Here is a 17,567-nt window from a genome sequence, read left to right as displayed (position 1 = left end):
CCATGGAAAACACCGAGATGCTCTTCGCGCTCTCCGCCCGCTCCCCGGGGGCCCTGCGCGAGAACGCCGGCCGGCTGGCCCGCTGGCTGACCGCCGACGGCGCCCGCGTCCCCCTCGCCGACGTGGCCCACACCCTCGCGGTACGCCGCGCCCACCTCGCCGAACGCCTCGTGGTCCGCGCCCCCGACCGCGCCGCGCTCGCCGCACTGCTGGAGACCGTCGCCGACGGCGGGGAGCCCGGCCCGCTCGCCGCGCGCGGCAGCCTGTCGGACACCCGGCCCGCCTCCCCGGTGTTCGTCTTCTCGGGCCACGGGTCCCAGTGGGACGGCATGGGCGCCGGACTCCTGGCCCGGGAACCGGTATTCGCCGCCGCCATCGAGGCCCTCGAAGGGGTCGTGCGGGAGGAGAGCGGCCACGACCTGCGCACGCTGATCACGCAGGACGGTCTGGCGGGCTCCGGGATGGACCAGGTGCAGCCCGCCGTGTACGCCCTCCAGGTGGGCCTGGCCGCGGTGTTCCGCGATCGGGGCATCGTGCCGGCCGCCGTGATCGGCCACTCGATGGGCGAGATCGCCGCCGCCGTGGTCTCCGGCGCCCTGACCCCCCAGGACGGGGCGCGGATCGTGTGCCGCCGCTCCCTGCTGATGGAGCGCCGGCTCGCCGGAACCGGAGCCACGGCCCTGGTGGAGCTGGACGCCGCCGAGGCACGGCGCCGCCTCACCGGCCGCCCGGGCATCTCCGTCGCCGTGCACTCCTCGCCGCGCGCCTGCGTGGTGGCCGGGCTCCCGGACGCCGTCGAGGCCTTCGTCGCCGAGTGCCGTGCGGAGGGGCTGCTGGCCCGCCTGGTGCCGGGCGTGCGGATCGGCGCGCACAGTCCGCTGGTCGACCCCCTGCTCGGCGAACTCACCGCCGCGCTGGGCGACATCGAGCCGGGCACGCCGCGGCTCGCCCACTACGGCTGCACCTCGGAGGACCCGAGGGAGCGGCCCGCCCTCGACGCCGCGTACTGGGCGGCGAACCTGCGGCGGCCCGTGCGGCTGACCGAGGCCGTACGGGCCGCCGCCGAGGACGGGCTGCGCGTGTTCATGGAGGTGTCGCCGCACCCCGTGGTCGCCCAGTCGGTCCTGGAGACCGTGCTGAAGACCGACGGCACGCACCGCGGGCGGAGCACCGTCCTGGGCACCCTCGGCCGCGGCGCCCCGGCCGGGGCCTCGCTCGCGGCCGCCCTCGCGACCCTGCACTGCGCCGGGGTGACCCTTCCCCCTCAGTCCGTCCCGGCGGGCCGGCCGGTCGAACTGCCCGCCTACGCCTGGCAGCACCGGTCCTTCCCGCGGCCCCGCCGCGCCCCCGTGGACTCCCCTGCGCATCCGCTGCTCGGCCACCGCATCACCCTGCCGGGCACCCCCGTGCGCCATGTGTGGCAGAGCCGGGTCGGCTCCGACCGGCTGCCGTGGCTCGACGACCACCGGGTCCAGGGCACGCCGGTGCTGCCGGGCACCGCGTACGCGGAACTCGCCCTGGCCGGGGCCTGCGAGGCCTTCGGTGCCGGGCCGGAGCGGGTGGAGGTCACCGGGCTCGACCTGGCCCGGGTCCTGCCCCTGGACCGTCCCGCGACCCTCACCACCACCCTGGAGGAGGACCCCGAAGGGCACGGCGGCACCGTCACCGTGGTCGCCGGGACCGGCGCCGGCAGCGCCGGGGCGGTGCTGGCCCGCGCCCGGGTCGCCCTCGTGGCCGCCCGCGCGGGTGGTCTCGTAGGGGAGGAGGACGGGGAGCCCTGGGATGCGGCCGAGGACACCGGCGAAGGCGTACGGCACGATCCGCAGCCGCTCTACGCGGCCCTGCGCGTGCTCGGCCAGGAGCACGGGCCCGCCTTCGCCGGGGTCACCGGGGTCCGGGTGAGCGGGGGTGTCGCCGTCAGCCGGGTGGCCCGGCCGGCCGTGCTGGCCGCGGACGGCCGGTGGCGGTTCCACCCGGCGCTCCTGGACGCCTGTCTGCACGGGCTGGGCGCGCTGATGCCGGAGGGCGCGCGGGGCACGTACCTGCCGACCGGAGTGGAGCGGTTCCGGGTCACCGGGACGCCCGGGGACGCGCTCGTCTGCCGGGCCCGGCTGCGTCCCGGCGCCGCGGGCACCCTGTCCGCCGACGTGGAGATCACCGGCCCCGAAGGCGCCCCGGTCGCCCGGCTGACCGGGGTCCGGCTCAGCCCGGTCGGCGAGGAGGCGCTGCCCGTGGACGTGGCTCCGCTGCTGCGCCACGTGCGCTGGGAGACCGCGCCCGCACCGGAGTCCGGGCCCGCACCGGAGTCCGGGCCCGGCGAGGAGCCGCGGCGGCTGCTCGTGAGCGGCGACCCGGACGGCACGGTGGCCGCCGCGCTGTCGGCCGCCGGAGTCGTGTGCGCGAGCGTCGGCCCCGACGGGCCCTGGGACGCCGCCGGGCCGGTGGACGGCGCGGCCGATGGTGTGGTGCTGACCGCCTGGGGCGGACCGGAGGCCTCCTCCGACGTGCCGGGCTCCGCCGAGGAGCGGGTGCACGCGGCCCTGCGGCTCGTCTCCGGACTGCTGCGCCACTGCGAGGGGACCGGCACGCCGCCGCCCCCGCTGACCGTACTGACCCGGTGCGCCCAGCCGGTGCGGGAGGGCGAGGAGCCCGATCCGGGCCAGGCGGCGCTGCGCGCGCTCGTCCGTACGTTGCGCCAGGAGCGGCCCGAACTGCGGGCGCGCATCGTCGACTTGGACGGTACCGGGGCCCTGCCCGTGGCCGAGATCCTCGACCGGGACGGCCCGGACGAGGTCGCCTGGCGGGGCGGGCGGCGCCATGTGGCGCGGCTGGTCGCCGGACCTTCGCCGGCCGGGCGGGCCGGGCACCCCGGGCAGACCGGGGAGACCGCCGACGGCGGCGGCCGGGACCGCGTGATCGTGCGGCCGGGGGGCGGCTACCTCGTCACCGGCGGCACGCGCGGCCTGGGCCTCGCCACCGCCCGCTGGCTCGCCGAAGGCGGCGCGGGAGCCGTGGTCCTGGGCGGCCGCGGCGGGTTCGGACCGGAGGCCGCCGGGGAACTGGAGCGGATCCGGGCCCTGGGCACCCGCGTCGAGCTGGTCACGGGGGACGTGGCCGCGCCGGGGACCGCGGAACGCATGGCGGAGGTACTGGCGGCGGCCGGCGTACGGCTGCGCGGGGTGGTGCACACCGCGGCCGTACTGGAGGACGCGCTGGTCACCGAACCCGACGGAGGCCGGCTGCACCGGGTGTGGGCACCGAAGGCCACGGGGGCCTGGCGTCTGCACGAGGCCACCGCCCGGGTAGAGCTCGACTGGTGGATCGGCTTCTCCTCACTGGCCTCCCTGGTCGGCTCGGCCGGCCAGGCCGAGTACGCGGCGGCCAACGCCTTCCTCGACTCCGTGGTGGCGCTGCGGCGGGCCCGGGGCATGACCGCGCTCGCGGTCAACTGGGGCCCGTGGGAAGGGATCGGCGCCGTGCGCGGCCGCAACATTCCCGGACTGGGCAAGCTCGCCCAGCGCGAGGGCTTCGCGGCGCTGGAGGCGCTGCTGGCCGGTGACGCGGCGCAGGCGGGGGTGGCCCGGCTGACCGGCTCCGCCTTCGTCGAGGCCTATCCGCAGACGCGTTCCTCCTCCTTCCTCGCCGCCCTGGCGCAGGCGGCGGACGGGCCGGGGTCCGGGGCGGACTCCGGTTTCGACCGGGCGGCCCTGGCCGCACTGCCGGACGGGGCGCGGCGGTCGGCCGTACGGGCCCGGACGCTCCGATGCGTCGGCCGGGTGCTCGGGTTCACGGATCCCGGCCGGATCGCGGACCGTCCGCTGGTGCACTTGGGGCTGGACTCTCTGGCCGCCGTACGGATCAAGAACGCGCTGTCCGAGGACTTCGCGGTGGACGTGCCGGTGGCGCGGCTGCTCCAGGGGGCCAGCGCCGCCGATCTGGCGGAGCTGGTGACGGACGCCCTCGCCGCGGGCGCCGCAGGCAGCGACGCCGTGGAGCCCGCGGGCGCGCTCCCGGCCGCGGCGCCCGACGCCGTGCGCGGGGCCACGCGCCGGGCGGCCGCCCGGACCGCCCTGGCCGGAGCCGGCCGGGCCAGACGCCGCGACGCACGGGACGTGCGCGAGGTACGGGACATACGGGATGCACGGAGGAGCGGTTCATGAGCGACGCACGGCAGGATGCCGAGGCGGTGGCGGTCGTGGGGCTCGCGGGCCGGTTCCCCGGGGCGCGCACCACGGAGGAGTTCTGGGACCACCTGGCCGCCGGGCGGGACTGCCTGGAGGAGCTCGGCGACACGGAGCTGCTGGCCGCCGGGATCCCGGCATCGGCGCTGTCCGGGCCCGGCTACGTACGGCGGGCGGCGGCCCTCGAAGGGTTCGCGGAATTCGACGCTGAGTTCTTCGGACTACCGCCCGCCGTGGCCGCGGCCATGGACCCCCAGCAGCGGCTGTTCCTGGAGTGCTGCTGGCACGCCCTGGAGGACGCGGGGCACGACCCGGCCGCGCGGGACGACGCGGTCGGGGTGTTCGCGTCCCCCTCCTTCAGCGGCTACTTCGGCTACAACCTGCTCTCGCACCACGATCCCCGGGTCCTGCTCGGCTCCGGCACGTCCCCCGCCCTGATCCACGCCCTGACGCTGACCGACCCCAACTTCTTCGCCACCCGGGTCGCGCACGCGCTGGACCTGCGGGGCCCGGCCCTCACCGTGCAGACCGCGTGCTCCGGTTCGCTGGTGGCGGTGCACCTGGCCTGCCAGAGCCTGCTGTCCGGGGAGACGGACCTCGCGCTCGCGGGCGGGATGACGGTGAAGGTCCCGCACCGTGCGGGCTATCTGCACGAGCCCGGATCGATGATGTCCGCGGACGGCTTCTGCCGGCCCTTCGACGCGGCCGCGAACGGCACCGTCTTCGGCAGCGGCGGCGGGGTCGTCGCCCTGAAGCGCCTCTCCGACGCGCTCGCCGACGGGGACAGGATCCGCGCGGTCGTGCGCGGAACGGCCGTCAACAACGACGGTTCCCTCAAGATGGGCTTCACCGCGCCCAGCGTCGAGATGCAGGCCGCGGTGATCGCCGAGGCGCTGGCGGTGGCCGGGCTGGAACCGCACGAGGTCGGCTACGTCGAGGCGCACGGCACCGGCACCGTCCTGGGGGACCCGGTCGAGACGGCCGCGCTGCGCCAGGCCCTCGACCCGGCGGGCGACCGTACGGCGCCCTGCCTGATCGGATCGGCCAAGGGCAACATCGGCCACCTGGAGGCCGCATCCGGTGTCGTCGGACTGATCAAGACGGTCCTGGCGCTGGAGCACCGGACCCTCCCGGGGACCGCGCACTTCACCGCACCCAATCCGGAACTCGGTCTGCGAGACGGGCCGTTCGAGGTGGTCGCCGGGACCCGGCCGTGGACCGGGCCGGGCCCGCTGGTGGCCGGGGTCAGCTCGCTGGGCGTCGGGGGCACCAACGCCCACGTGGTGCTGGCCGAGGCACCGCCCGTGCCTGCCCGCCGAAGCCCGGACCTGGACCCGGACCGGGACCTCGCCGCGGCCCCGGTGCTGCTGCTCAGCGCCCGTACGCCCGAGGCGCTGCGGGACGCGGGACGGGAGCTCGCCGGGGCCATCGGCCCGGACACCGACCTCATGGACGTGGCCCACACCCTGGCCGGGCGCCGGGCCTTCGGCTTCCGGACCGCGGTCGCCACCCGCTCCCCGGAGCGGGCCGCCGCACTGCTGCGCGCCGGCCGGCCCGCGGTCCGGGTGGCCGCCGCCCCGCCCCTGCCGGTGCTGCTGTTCCCCGGGCAGGGGTCCCCGTACCCGCGGATGGGCGCGGGGCTGTACCGGAGCGGCGGGGTCTTCCGCCGCGAACTGGACTGCTGCGCCGAGCTGTTCGCCGCCGAAACCGGCCGGGACCCGCGGGACGCGGTGTTCCGCGGTGACGCGGCGGACCTGCTGCGCACGGACGTGGCCCAGCCCGCGCTGTTCGCCGTCGAGTACGCGCTGGCCCGGACCCTGGAGAGCCACGGGGTGCACCCGGCGGCCCTCGCCGGGCACAGCGTCGGCGAGTTCGCCGCGGCCTGCCTCGCCGGGGTGATGGAACTGACCGACGCGGTACGGCTGGTGGCGGCCCGGGGCCGGCTCATGCACGCGGCCCCCGCGGGCACGATGCTCTCGGTCCGCGCCGCCCCCGGGCAGCTGCTCGCCCGGCTCGACGGGAGCGGACTGGAGCTGGCCGCGGTGAACGAGCCCGGGGCCTGCGTGGTCGCCGGGCCGCCCGCGGCGGCCGCCGCGCTCTCGGCGCTGCTGACGACGGACGGCCTCACGGTCACGGAGCTGCGCACGCCGCACGCGTTCCACACGGCGGCCATGGACGAGGCGGCGGAGCGCTTCGCCGAACTGGCCGCCGGGGTACCGCTGTCCGCGCCCGCCGTTCCACTGCTGTCGAACGTGACCGGCGGCTGGATGACGGACGCCGAGGCCACCGACCCGGAGCGGTGGGCCCGCCAGATGCGCTCCACGGTGCGCTGGTCGGACGGCGTACGGACCCTGCTGGCCGGGACCGGCCCGGACGGTCCGGGCCGGGCGCTGGTCGAGACGGGCCCCGGCCGGACGCTCGCCTCGGCGGCCCGGCGGGGCCCGGACTGGTCGGACGCGCACCTCGCGGTGAGCGCCATGCGGCACCCCGAGGAGCGGACCGACGACGGCGAGGCGCTGTCGCGGGCACTGGGGGCCCTCTGGGAGACCGGGGTGGAGGTGGACTGGTCCGGGACCCGGCACGGGCGGGAACGCCGGGTGCCGCTGCCGGGCTATCCCTTCCGGCGGGTGCGGCACTGGACCGATCCCGCGGAGCCGGTGGAACCCGCGACGGCCGCGGCACCCGCGACGCTCGGCGCTCCCGCCGCGCCCACCGCTCTCGCCTCGCCCGCTGCGCCCCCTGCGCCCGCTGCGCCCGCGCGGCCGGCGCCGGCCGCCGCACGGGCGGGCCGCGGAGCCGCCGAGGTGCTGGCCGGGATCTGGGCGGAGGTACTGGGCGTGCCGTCGGTCGGACCGGACGAGGACTTCTTCGACCTGGGCGGCGACTCGGTACTGGCCGCGAAGGTCTGCGGGCGGGCCCAGGCCTTCGGCATGGACCTCACACCGCAGGACGTCTTCGAGCGCCCCACCGTGTCACGGCTTGCGGCCAGGGCCTCCTGACCCACTCTCAACTCGAACAGCACTGTACAAAATACGGTCTCCGTGCGCTACGGTAACCCTGACAGTGCTGTTCAAGTTAAGGAGTATGCGGTGAACCTGGAGAGTCATACCCACGCCGATCCGGCCGGGGCAGGGCATCCCCACCACGCCGCGACCGCGCACCACGGGCACGCGGAGGCCGGGACACCGCCGGACCCGCGCCGGTGGCTGATCCTCGCGCTGCTGTGCACGGCACAGTTCATGCTCATCGTCGACGTCACCGTGGTGAACGTCGCTCTGCCCACCATCGGCGGCGAACTGGGACTGGACGCAGGTGCGCTGACCTGGGTCGTCACCGCGTACACGCTGTTCTTCGGCAGCCTGCTGCTGCTCGGCGGCCGGCTCGGCGACCTGCTCGGCCGGCGCCGGATGTTCCTGGTGGGCCTCACCCTCTTCACCGCGGCCTCACTGGCCTCCGGACTGGCCGAGAGCGGCGGCCTGCTGATCACCGCGCGGGCCGTGCAGGGCATCGGCGCGGCCGTGATGTCACCCGCGGCCATGGCCCTGATCATGACGGTGTTCCAGGGCCCCGAGCGCAACCGGGCCCTCGGGGTCTGGGCCGCGATCGGCGCCACCGGCGCGGCCTTCGGCGTCCTGCTCGGCGGGGTGCTGGTGTCCGGACCGGGCTGGGAGTCCATCTTCTTCGTCAACGTGCCGATCGGGCTCGCCGTCCTGGTGGCGGTCCCCGCCCTCGTCAAGGAGGCCTCGGCGGCCGGGCACGAACCCGGCCACGCGGCGGCCCACGGCGCCGACCACGGGCACGCGGGCGCATCCCACGGCCACGGCGCGGCCCCCACCGGCTTCGACCTGCCCGGGGCGCTGACGATGACCGCCACCCCCGCCCTGCTCATCTACGGCCTCGCCCAGGCCCGGGAAAGCGGATTCGGCGCCATCGGCGCATGGCTCCCGCTGCTGGGCGCGCTCGTCGGGGCCGCACTGTTCGTCGTCGCGGAGCGCTCCGCCGCCGCACCCCTGGTACGGCTCCCGTTCCTGGCCCGGCGCTCCCTCGTCGGGGGCTGCCTGCTGATGCTCGCCGCGTCCGGCGTGCTGATCTCGGCCTTCTTCCTCTGCTCGCTCTACCTCCAGCACGTCCTCGGCTTCAGCGCCCTGCGCACCGGCCTGACGTTCCTGCCGGCCGCCCTGGCCACCCTCGTCGGCGCACACCTCGCCTCACAGGCCGTGGCGCGACTGGGATGGCGGGCGACCGCCGCCGGCGGCATGGTGGTCGCCGTGGCCGGGGCGCTGCTGCTGACCGGCCTGGAGCGGGACGGCAACGCGTGGACCCAGGTCATGCCCGGGTTCATCCTGCTCTCGTTCGGGCTGGGCATCGGCTTCGTCTGCGCCATCACCAGCGCCATGCACGGCGTCGAGCACCAGGACGCGGGGCTGGGCTCCGGCCTGGTCAACACCTGCCACGAGCTGGGTGCGTCCCTGGGCATCGCCGTGGTCGCGGCGGCGGCCGGCGCGAGCCTGGAGGGCAGCACCCCGTCGGTCGACGGTTTCGGCACCGCCTTCGCCACCTGCGCGGTCATCGCCGCCGTGGCGGCCGTGGCCGGCCTGACGCTGCTCCCCAAGGGCCGGCCCGACCCCTCGGCCGGGCCTGTGTTCGCCCACTGAAATCGCGTACGCAAACAATCCGCCCGCGCTCAATCGCTTGACTCCCCCAACTTCTATGATTGATAGTAGATCCCGTTGTTTGGCCGAAATGGCTACCGGGGGAGATAAAATGCAAGATGGACAGCAGAAAAACGACGGAGAGTGTTGCACCATCCTCGTCGTAGATCCGGATCCGGCCTCCAGAGCATTGCTGAGACGGTTCGTGGAACCCGGCACCCGGCCTGAATTCGTGACATCGGCCGCCTCCGCGGCGGACATTCCGCTCGACCGGGTGGCCCGGCCCCTGACCGTCGTGCTCTCCTCGGCCGTGGGCGTGGAGGACCTCTCCCGGCTCGGCCCGCTGCTCGCCGATCCGGCCACGCACGTCGTGCTGGTCCTGCGCTCCCTGATGCAGGACCAGCTCGACACCGCCCAATGGGTGCTCGCCGACGTGGTGTTGCGCCTGGAGGACCTCCTGAGCACCGGCCTCGACGAGGTGCTCACCCCGCACCGGCGGGGCACCGTCGCCGTATCGCCCGAGGCATTGCGCCAGGTCGTACGGCTGGCTTCCGCCGCACCCGAGAGCGAGAGCCGCCGGCCGAAGCTCACCGAGCGCGAGACGGAGACCCTCTGGGGCGTCGCGCAGGGGATGAGCAACCGCCAGATCGCCCGGGCCATGGGGATCAGCGAGCATGGCGCCAAGCGCCATCTCGCCAACGTGATGGGCAAGTTGAACTGCCAGAACCGGACCTCGGCCGTCGCCGTCGCACTGCGCAGCGGGCTGCTGGAGCTGAGCGACGTGGGCAGAGACGTCTCCTGACGTTCCGCACCGGCCCGCACCGGCCCGCGCCGGCCCGCATCGGCCCGCACCGCCCCGCACCCCGCCCGTCCGGCCGCCCTGCCCGGCACCCATTCCATCTCACGCACGGGGGAATCACCCAATGGCTGAAAACAGCCTTGCCAAAAACTTCGGCGATGCCGTAAAGCTGCATCTTCCGGCAGCATCTCCGGCACCGGAGATGCCCTCCCTTTCCGCATTCAACAATGCTGGAATCGATGTTCCATTCTGTAGCACTCTGGACTTCAAAGATGAATGGAATGTCCTGGCGCAAACAGCAAATGAGCGATGTCTGAGCCCGGTCGCGGTCCTGGTGACGGCTGCCGCCGATGTCCTTCGCCTGTGGTCCAAGCAGCCGGATTTCTCCCTTGATCTCGCCGCTGCGGGGCTCGGCCCCGCGGTCCACCCGCTCACCTTCGACGTACGCCCCGGAGACGGGGACACCTTCGCGGCGCGTGCGCAGCGGGTGGAGCAGCAGCTCGCCGAACTGCCCCGGCCGCTCCCCGAGGCCCCCGAGGCCCCCGCCGCCTCCGAGCCCGCCGAGCCCGCCCAGCCCGCCCAGCCCTCCGGCCTCACCTGCACGTTCGCCGAGCGCGACGGCGTCCTCACCGTCACCTGGGAGGTGCGGGCGGCGCAGTTCCCCGCCGGCTTCCCCGAGGACCTCGTCGCCGTCTGCACCGACCTCCTCGCCCTGCTGGCACGGGAGCCCGGCTCCTGGGACTCCCCGGGCCGGCTCACCCCGCTCCCCCAGTGGCAGAGCGCCGAGCGCGCCGCCGTCAACGACACGGCCGCCGACCTGCCGGCCGCCACGCTCTGCGGGCTCGTCGAGGCGCGGACCGCGCAATCCCCCGACGCGATCGCCGTCATCGCCGACGACGGGGAGCTGACGTACGCCGAGACCCTCACCGCCGCCCGGCGCCTCGCCCGCCGGCTGATCGCCCTCGGTGCGACGCCCGGGCAGCTGGTGGGCGTGGTCGTCGACAAGTGCCTCGCCCAGGTCCCGTCCGTCCTCGGCGTCACCCTGTCCCGGGCCGCGTACCTGCCGATCGACCCCTCCTGGCCCGCCGCCCGCCGCGCCCAGCTGGTGGACCAGGGCGGCGTGCGGATCGTCGTCACCACCCCGCAGCTGCGCGACACCTTCGCGTGGCCGGCCGGCATCAGCCTCGTCACCCTCGACGACGCCGAGGTGCTGGCGGCGGACGCCGGCCCCCTGGAGACGGCGCCCGCCCCGGACGACCTCGCCTACGTGATCTTCACCTCCGGTTCGACGGGCCGCCCCAAGGGCGTGGTCGTCGATCACCGCGGCGCGGCCAACACCGTCCAGGACATCAACGAGCGCTTCGGCGTCGGCCCCGCCGACCGGGTGCTCGCCCTCTCCTCCCTCAGCTTCGACCTCTCCGTCTACGACGTGTTCGGCGCGCTCGCCGCCGGCGCCGCGGTGGTCCTGCCGGCCCCCGCCCGCGCCCACGACCCCGAGCACTGGTCGCGGCTGGTGGAACGGCACCGGGTCACCGTCTGGAACTCGGTGCCGGCCCTGCTGCGCCTGTGGCTGGACTCCCCCGCGCCCGTCCCCGCGCAGGCCCCGCTGCGCCTGGTGATGCTCAGCGGCGACTGGATCCCGGTGTCCCTGCCCGACGAGCTGCGCGTCCCGTACCCGGACGCCCGCGTCATCAGCCTCGGCGGCGCGACGGAGGCCTCCATCTGGTCGGTCCACTACCCGGTCGGCGAGGTTCCGGCCGGGTGGAACCGGATCCCGTACGGCAAGCCGCTCGCGAACCAGACCCTGCACGTGCTGGACCACCGCCTGGACCCGTGCCCCGTCTGGACCGCCGGCGAGATCTACATCGGCGGCACCGGTGTGGCCAAGGGCTACTGGGCCGACCCGGTGCGGACCGCCGAGCGGTTCGTGGTCCACCCGGCCACCGGAGAGACCCTGTACCGGACCGGCGACCTGGGGCGCTACCTGTCGGGCGGGGACATCGAGTTCCTCGGCCGCGAGGACAACCAGGTCAAGATCAACGGGTTCCGCATCGAACTCGACGAGATCTCGGCCGTGCTGCGCCGCCAGAGCGGGGTGCGCGAGGCGCTCCTCACCGTCGCCACCAACCCGGACAGCGGCCGCGGACAGCTCGTCGCCTACGTGGTCCCCGAGGACGGCGCCACCACACCGGCGGAGCCCTCCACCGGCACCGGTGCGGGCACCGGCGCCTGGCCGGCCGCGCTCGAAGCCGCCCACACGGAACTGCACCGGTCCGCGGCCGAACTCGCCCCGGACATCGCCTCGTTCCGTACGACCTGGCACGGGCTCGAAGGCCTCGCCCCCACGGTCATGGCCCACACCTTCGCCCGCCTCGGCTTCTTCACCGCCGCCGGCGCCACCGCCACCGTCGACGAGATCGTGGCGGGCGGGAAGGTGCTGCCCCTGTACCGGGGACTGATCAGCCAGTGGGCGGCGGTCCTCACCGGCCTCGGAGTCCTGAAGGCCACCGGCAGGCCCGACGAGTACCGCGCCGACGCCGCGCTCGACGCGGACTCGCTCGGCCGGGAGATCGGCGCGGTCCTCGGCGGGCTCACCGCCGAGGGGCCGGACCGGATCCTCCTCGACTACTTCACCTCCTGCATCGAGCGCCAGCTGCCGCTGCTGCACGGCGGGACCCGCCCGCTGAACCTGCTGCTCCCCGACGGGGACTGGCGGGTGACCGAGGCCCTGTACGCGGCCAACCCGGCGGCCCGGCTGCAGAACAGGATCGCCGCCCAGGCCGTCCGCTCCTTCGCCGAGAACCTCCCGGCCGACCGCACGGTCCGGATCCTCGAGATCGGCGCGGGCACCGGCTCGACTGCGGACGCGGTGCTGGCGGCGCTGCCCGCGGACCGGGTCGGCTACCGGTTCACCGACCTGTCCACCGCCTTCACCGAGCGGGCCAGGAAGCGCTACGAGGGGGTCCACCCCTTCGTCGAGTACGGCCTGTTCGACATCGACGCCGACCCGGCCGCACAGGGCCTGCCGGCCGGCCGGGTGGACGTCATCGTCGCGGCCAATGTGCTGCACGACGCCAAGCACCTGGCCCGCACCCTGCGCCGCACCCGCGAGCTGCTCGCCCCCGGCGGACTGCTCGTCATGATCGAGGGAACCGTCAACTCCCCCCTCAACATGATCAGTTTCGCCTTCCTGGAGGGCTTCGGGAACTACCAGGACCAGCGCGAGGCCACCCTGCTGTCCGTACCCCAGTGGCGCGAGCAGCTGACCGCGGCCGGGTTCACCCGCTTCGCCCCGGTGCCCGAGGGCGAGCCCGTCGTGGACGCGCTGGTCCAGCACGTCCTGCTGGCCGGGACCCCCGCCCACGAGGGCGTCGCCGACGCCGTACTGGACGTCTCCTCCCTCGGCGGGGCGCTGAGCGGGCTGCTGCCGGACTACATGGTTCCGCACCACTTCCTGGTCCTCGACGAGGTCCCGCTGAGCGCCAACGGCAAGGTCGACCGCTCCGCCCTCCCCTCCCCCTGGTCCGAGCCGGAACCGCAGGAGCGGACCGTACCGCTGTCCGAACTGGAGCGGCGCCTGCACGAGATCTGGTGCGACGCCCTGGGCCACAGCGGCTTCGGCACCGAGGACAACTTCTTCGACCTCGGCGGCGACTCCCTCCACGCCGTCCGCATGGCCGGCCGGCTCCGTGCCGAGCTCGGCATCGACAAGGCCGGCGACGAGGCCATCGACATGCTCTTCCAGGCACCGACCATCCGGGAACTGGCCCTGGTGCTGTCCCGCGAAACCGGGATCGCCGCATGACCGACCACGAACCCTTCCCGCTGACCCCCCTCCAGGAGGGCTACCTCGTCGGGATGTCCGACATGGTGGAGCTCGGCGGCTTCCGGCCGGGCTACTACGTCGAGATCGACCTGGTGGACCTCGACCCCGACCGGGCCCGGCAGGCCCTGGAGACGCTGGTACGCCGGCACGGCCAGCTACGGGTCGTGGTCGACGGGGCCGGCACCCAGCGGGTGCTGCCCGAGGAGCGGACCCCTCCGCTGCCCCTGCTGGTGACGGACCTGACCGGCCTCGACGAGGACGGGCAGTGCGCCGCCCTCGCGGCCACCCGCGAGCGGATGTGCGAGGAGGGCGTCGACCCCGGGACCTGGCCGCTGTTCGAGATCGTCCTCCAGCGCGTCCGTGGACGCCGGTTCCGCGCCCACGTCTCGATGAGCCTGCTGCTCCTGGACGGACGCGGCATCCGCCGGGTGATGGACGAGTGGCGGACCTACTACGACGATCCCGATGCCGCCCTCCCCGTACCCGCGACCACCTACCGCGACAGCCGGATGGAGCTGCTCGCGCACGAGAACTCCCCCGCGTACCGGGAGCAGTGGCGGTACTGGGAGGAACGGCTCGACACCCTGCCGGACGCCCCCCGGCTGCCGCTGGCCGTGCAGCCCGCCGCCATCGGGTCCGTCCGCTTCCGGCGCCGCACCCACCACCTCGACCAGGAGCAGTGGCAGCGGCTGTGCGCCGCCTTCCGCGGCCACCGGGTGCTGCCGACGACCGCGCTGCTCCACGTGTTCGCCGAGGTGATCGGTGCCTGGGCGGACTCCCCCAGGTTCAGCCTGAACATGCTGCACCAGAACTGGGCCACCTCCCGCCCGCACATGGCCGGGGTCGTGGGCCAGTTCGGGGCGACGCTGCCGCTGGAAGTGGGCCTGGACGCGTCCGGCGACTTCTGGGAGCGCGCGAGGAGCCTGCAGAAGCAGGTGATGCGGGACCTCCAGAACGCCGACGTGGCGGGCGTGGCCATCACCCGCGGACTGGCGGCCCGGCGCGGCTGGACCTCGCGCGCCGCACTGCCGTACGTCTTCACCAGCATGCTCAAACCCGGCGCGACCCCCGCCCCGGACCCGGCCGCCGCCTCGCGGGGAGCGGGTTCCGCAGGACCGGCGGGGGCGGGGCGGCTCGCCTGCCGTGAGGTCTTCAGCGATCTGCGCACCCCGCAGGTGCTGGTCGACAACCAGCTGCACAGCGGGGCGGCGGGCGGGGTCGACTGCGTCTGGGACGTGGTCGACGCGGCCTTCCCGGCGGGGCTGCCGGACCTGATGTTCGACGCGTACGCGCGGATGCTGGACCTGCTCTCCGGCCCGGAGGCGGGCAGGGCGGTGCCCGATCCGGTGCCGGCCGCCCACCGGGCCCTCGTGGAGCGGCTGAACGCCGCCGTTTCGGCGCCGCCCGAGGAGCGGTTGGAGGAGGGCTTCCTGCGCCGTGCGGCCCTGCATCCCGGGGCGGTCGCGGTGCTGAGCGCCCGCCGGACCCTCACGTACGGAGAACTGGAGGCCCGTTCGCGGGCGGTGGCGGGCTGGCTGCGTTCCCGGGGCGTCGGCCGCGGGGACGTCGTACCGGTCGTGATGGCCAAGGGCTGGGAGCAGATCGTCGGCGTCCTGGGCGTACTGCGGTCCGGCGCGGCCTACTGCCCCGTGGACGCCGCCCTCCCGGCCGAGCGGATCGGCCACCTGCTGGACACCTGCTCCGCTCCGGCCGTGCTCGTCCAGTCGCACACCGCTCCCGCCGCCGAGGCGCTGGGCTCCCGGCCGCAACTGGCCGTGGACGAGGCCGAGACCGTCCATACGGCCGAGGCCGCAGCCGCACCGGACGCCGCCCATGGCGGCACGCCCGAGGACCTCGCCTACATCATCTACACCTCGGGTTCCACGGGCCGCCCCAAGGGCGTCATGATCGAGCACCGGGCGGCCGTCAACACCATCGCCGATGTGAACGAGCGGGTGGAACTCACCCCGGCGGACCGGGTCTTCGGCATCTCCTCGCTCAGCTTCGACCTGTCGGTGTGGGACGTGTTCGGCGCCCTCGCCGCCGGGGCGGCCCTGGTGCTCCCGGCGGCGGCCGCCCGGCCCGACCCGGTGGGCTGGTCCGAGACCGCGGCCGCCTTCGGCGTGACGGTCTGGAACTCCGTACCGGCGCTGGCCCAGATGCTGGCCGAGGCCGACGGAGCCTCGGGGGGCTGCGCCGAACCGCCCGTCCGGGCCTTCCTGATGAGCGGCGACTGGATCCCCACCACCCTGCCGGACCTGCTGCGCTCGCGGTGGCCCGGCGTCCGGCTGATCGCGATGGGCGGCGCCACCGAGGCGTCCATCTGGTCGAACATCCACGAGATCGGCGAGGTCGACCCGGCCTGGCCGAGCATCCCGTACGGGGTCCCGATGCGGAACCAGACCATGCGGGTGCTCGACCACCGGCTGGGGCTGCGCCCGCCGTGGGCGGTGGGCCGGATCCACATCGGCGGAGCGGGCCTCAGCACGGGCTACTGGGCGGACGGGGAACGGACCGCGGAGCGGTTCTTCCACCATCCCTCCGGTGGCGAGCGGCTGTACTGGACCGGTGACCTCGGCTGCCACCGGCCGGACGGCACCATCGAGTTCCTCGGGCGCGAGGACCGCCAGCTCAAGATCCAGGGCTTCCGGGTCGAGCCCGGCGAGGTCGAGGCGGCCGTCCGCGAACACCCCGCGGTGCGCGAGTGCGTGGTCGACGGCGTGGAGGCGCCCGGCGCCCAGCGGCGACTGGTGGCCCTCGTGGTCCCGTACGAGTCCGCCGTGCTCGACGACCGCACGGTCCTCGCGCACCTGCGGACGCGGCTCCCGCACTACCTGGTCCCCGGGCAGGTCCACGTACTGGACCGGCTCCCGCTGACGCCCAACGGCAAGGTGGACGTGGCGGGCGCCCTGGCCGGGATCGCGGCACGGAACCGGCCTGCCGGGCCGCGGACGGACGGGGCACCGGACGCGGAGAACGCGGTGGACGGGTCGGCGGCCGGCGGACTCCGGGAGACGCTGAGCGCACTCTGGACGGAGCTGCTCGGCCTCCCCTCGGTCGGCCCGGACGACAACTTCTTCGCGCTGGGCGGCAATTCGCTGCTGGCCCTGCGGCTGGTCACCCGGATCCGTACCGACCTCGGAGTCGAGCTGCCGTTCGGCCAGGTCTTCGAAGCGCCGACCGTGCGCGCCCTCGCCGCACGGATCGGGGAGCACGACCTGACGGCTTCCAGCCGGGTCCTGCTGTCGGCCGGGTCCGCCGGGTCCGGCGCCGGGGACGGCACGCCGCTGTTCCTCTTCCATCCGGTCGGCGGCTCGGTCACCAGCTACACCGGTTTCGCACGGGCCTGGGCGGGACCCGTCCACGCCTTCCAGAGCCGCGCCCTCGCCGAGGGCACGATCCTGGCGTGCGAACCGGATCTGGAGACCATGGCCACGGCCTACCGGGAGGAGCTCCAGCGGGTGCGGCCCGCGGGCCCGTACGCCCTGGGCGGCTGGTCGATGGGCGGCGTGCTCGCCCATGCCGTGGCGGGCCACCTGGCCGGGCAGGGCCACGAGGTGGCGCTGTTCATGATCGACAGCGATCTCCTGGAGGACCGTTCGCCCGCCACCGAGGCGGACCGGCACGTGGAGTTCCTCGGCGACCTGGCCGGGGGGCGGCTGCCCGCCGAGGCCCGCGCCGCGGTCCTGGCCGCACCGGCCGGACGGCTCGTGGAGACCGGCGCGGAGGTGGCCGCGGCGCACGGCTGGCTGCCCGCCGAGGCCGGCACGGCCCAGTACGAGCTGCTCATGCGGGTGCACGCGCACCATCTGGCGGTCCTGGACGCCCACCGGCCGCAGAAGCTCGACGTACCGGCCCTGCTGCTGCTGGCCGGCGAGGTCGAGCGCCCCGATCCGGTGGCCGCCTGGCAGGACCTCTCCCCCGGCATCGAGGCCGAGGTCTGGCCGTACGACCACTACTCGATCGTCGGCCCCGAGGCGCTGCCCGCCGTCGCCGGCCGGGCCGCCGCCTGGCTCGGTGCGGCCCTCGCCGCCCTCGCCGCCCGCGCCGCCCGCGCCGCCCGCGCCGCCCGCGCCGAAGCCGTATCCGTCACGCAGGACAGGAACTGA

The 17,567-nt window shown here is 75.1% G+C and carries 6 protein-coding genes; all 6 read left to right on the top strand.

Annotated elements, in window-relative coordinates:
- Positions 1-2: 2 nt before the first annotated feature.
- The 6 genes from ACFWNV_RS00500 (at position 3) to ACFWNV_RS00475 (ending at position 17,567) form a co-directional block, all read left to right on the top strand.
- Positions 3-4,160: an SDR family NAD(P)-dependent oxidoreductase gene (locus tag ACFWNV_RS00500; RefSeq protein WP_383938155.1), complete on the top strand. Its 4,158-nt coding sequence runs from the start codon at positions 3-5 to the stop codon at positions 4,158-4,160.
- Entirely contained in the window at positions 4,157-7,180 is a 3,024-nt protein-coding gene (locus ACFWNV_RS00495) for a type I polyketide synthase (protein ID WP_383938153.1), read from the top strand. The genes ACFWNV_RS00500 and ACFWNV_RS00495 overlap by 4 nt, the downstream gene beginning before the upstream one ends.
- Before the next feature lie 90 nt (positions 7,181-7,270).
- Entirely contained in the window at positions 7,271-8,836 is a 1,566-nt protein-coding gene (locus ACFWNV_RS00490) for an MFS transporter (RefSeq protein ID WP_383938150.1), read from the top strand.
- Between the two features lie 229 nt (positions 8,837-9,065).
- Positions 9,066-9,635: a LuxR C-terminal-related transcriptional regulator gene (locus ACFWNV_RS00485; RefSeq protein ID WP_383938147.1), complete on the top strand. Its 570-nt coding sequence runs from the start codon at positions 9,066-9,068 to the stop codon at positions 9,633-9,635.
- A 331-nt stretch (positions 9,636-9,966) separates the two neighbouring features.
- The gene (locus ACFWNV_RS00480) at positions 9,967-13,437 is read left to right on the top strand and encodes an amino acid adenylation domain-containing protein (RefSeq protein WP_383938144.1); all 3,471 of its coding nucleotides are present in this window, start codon (positions 9,967-9,969) and stop codon (positions 13,435-13,437) included.
- Positions 13,434-17,567, top strand: coding sequence for an amino acid adenylation domain-containing protein (locus ACFWNV_RS00475; RefSeq protein ID WP_383938141.1), 4,134 nt, complete (start codon positions 13,434-13,436; stop codon positions 17,565-17,567). The genes ACFWNV_RS00480 and ACFWNV_RS00475 overlap by 4 nt, the downstream gene beginning before the upstream one ends.

The organism is Streptomyces sp. NPDC058401 (assembly GCF_042722885.1).
Lineage (GTDB): Bacteria > Actinomycetota > Actinomycetes > Streptomycetales > Streptomycetaceae > Streptomyces.
The sequence above is the reverse complement of the archived record's forward strand: the minus strand, read 5'-3'. Positions and strand labels throughout refer to the sequence as shown.

Coding starts and splice junctions, on each gene's coding strand:
- ACFWNV_RS00500 (WP_383938155.1), top strand. CDS start 3: ATGGAAAACACCGAGATGCTCTTCGCGCTCTCCGCCCGCTCCCCGGGG.
- ACFWNV_RS00495 (WP_383938153.1), top strand. CDS start 4,157: ATGAGCGACGCACGGCAGGATGCCGAGGCGGTGGCGGTCGTGGGGCTC.
- ACFWNV_RS00475 (WP_383938141.1), top strand. CDS start 13,434: ATGACCGACCACGAACCCTTCCCGCTGACCCCCCTCCAGGAGGGCTAC.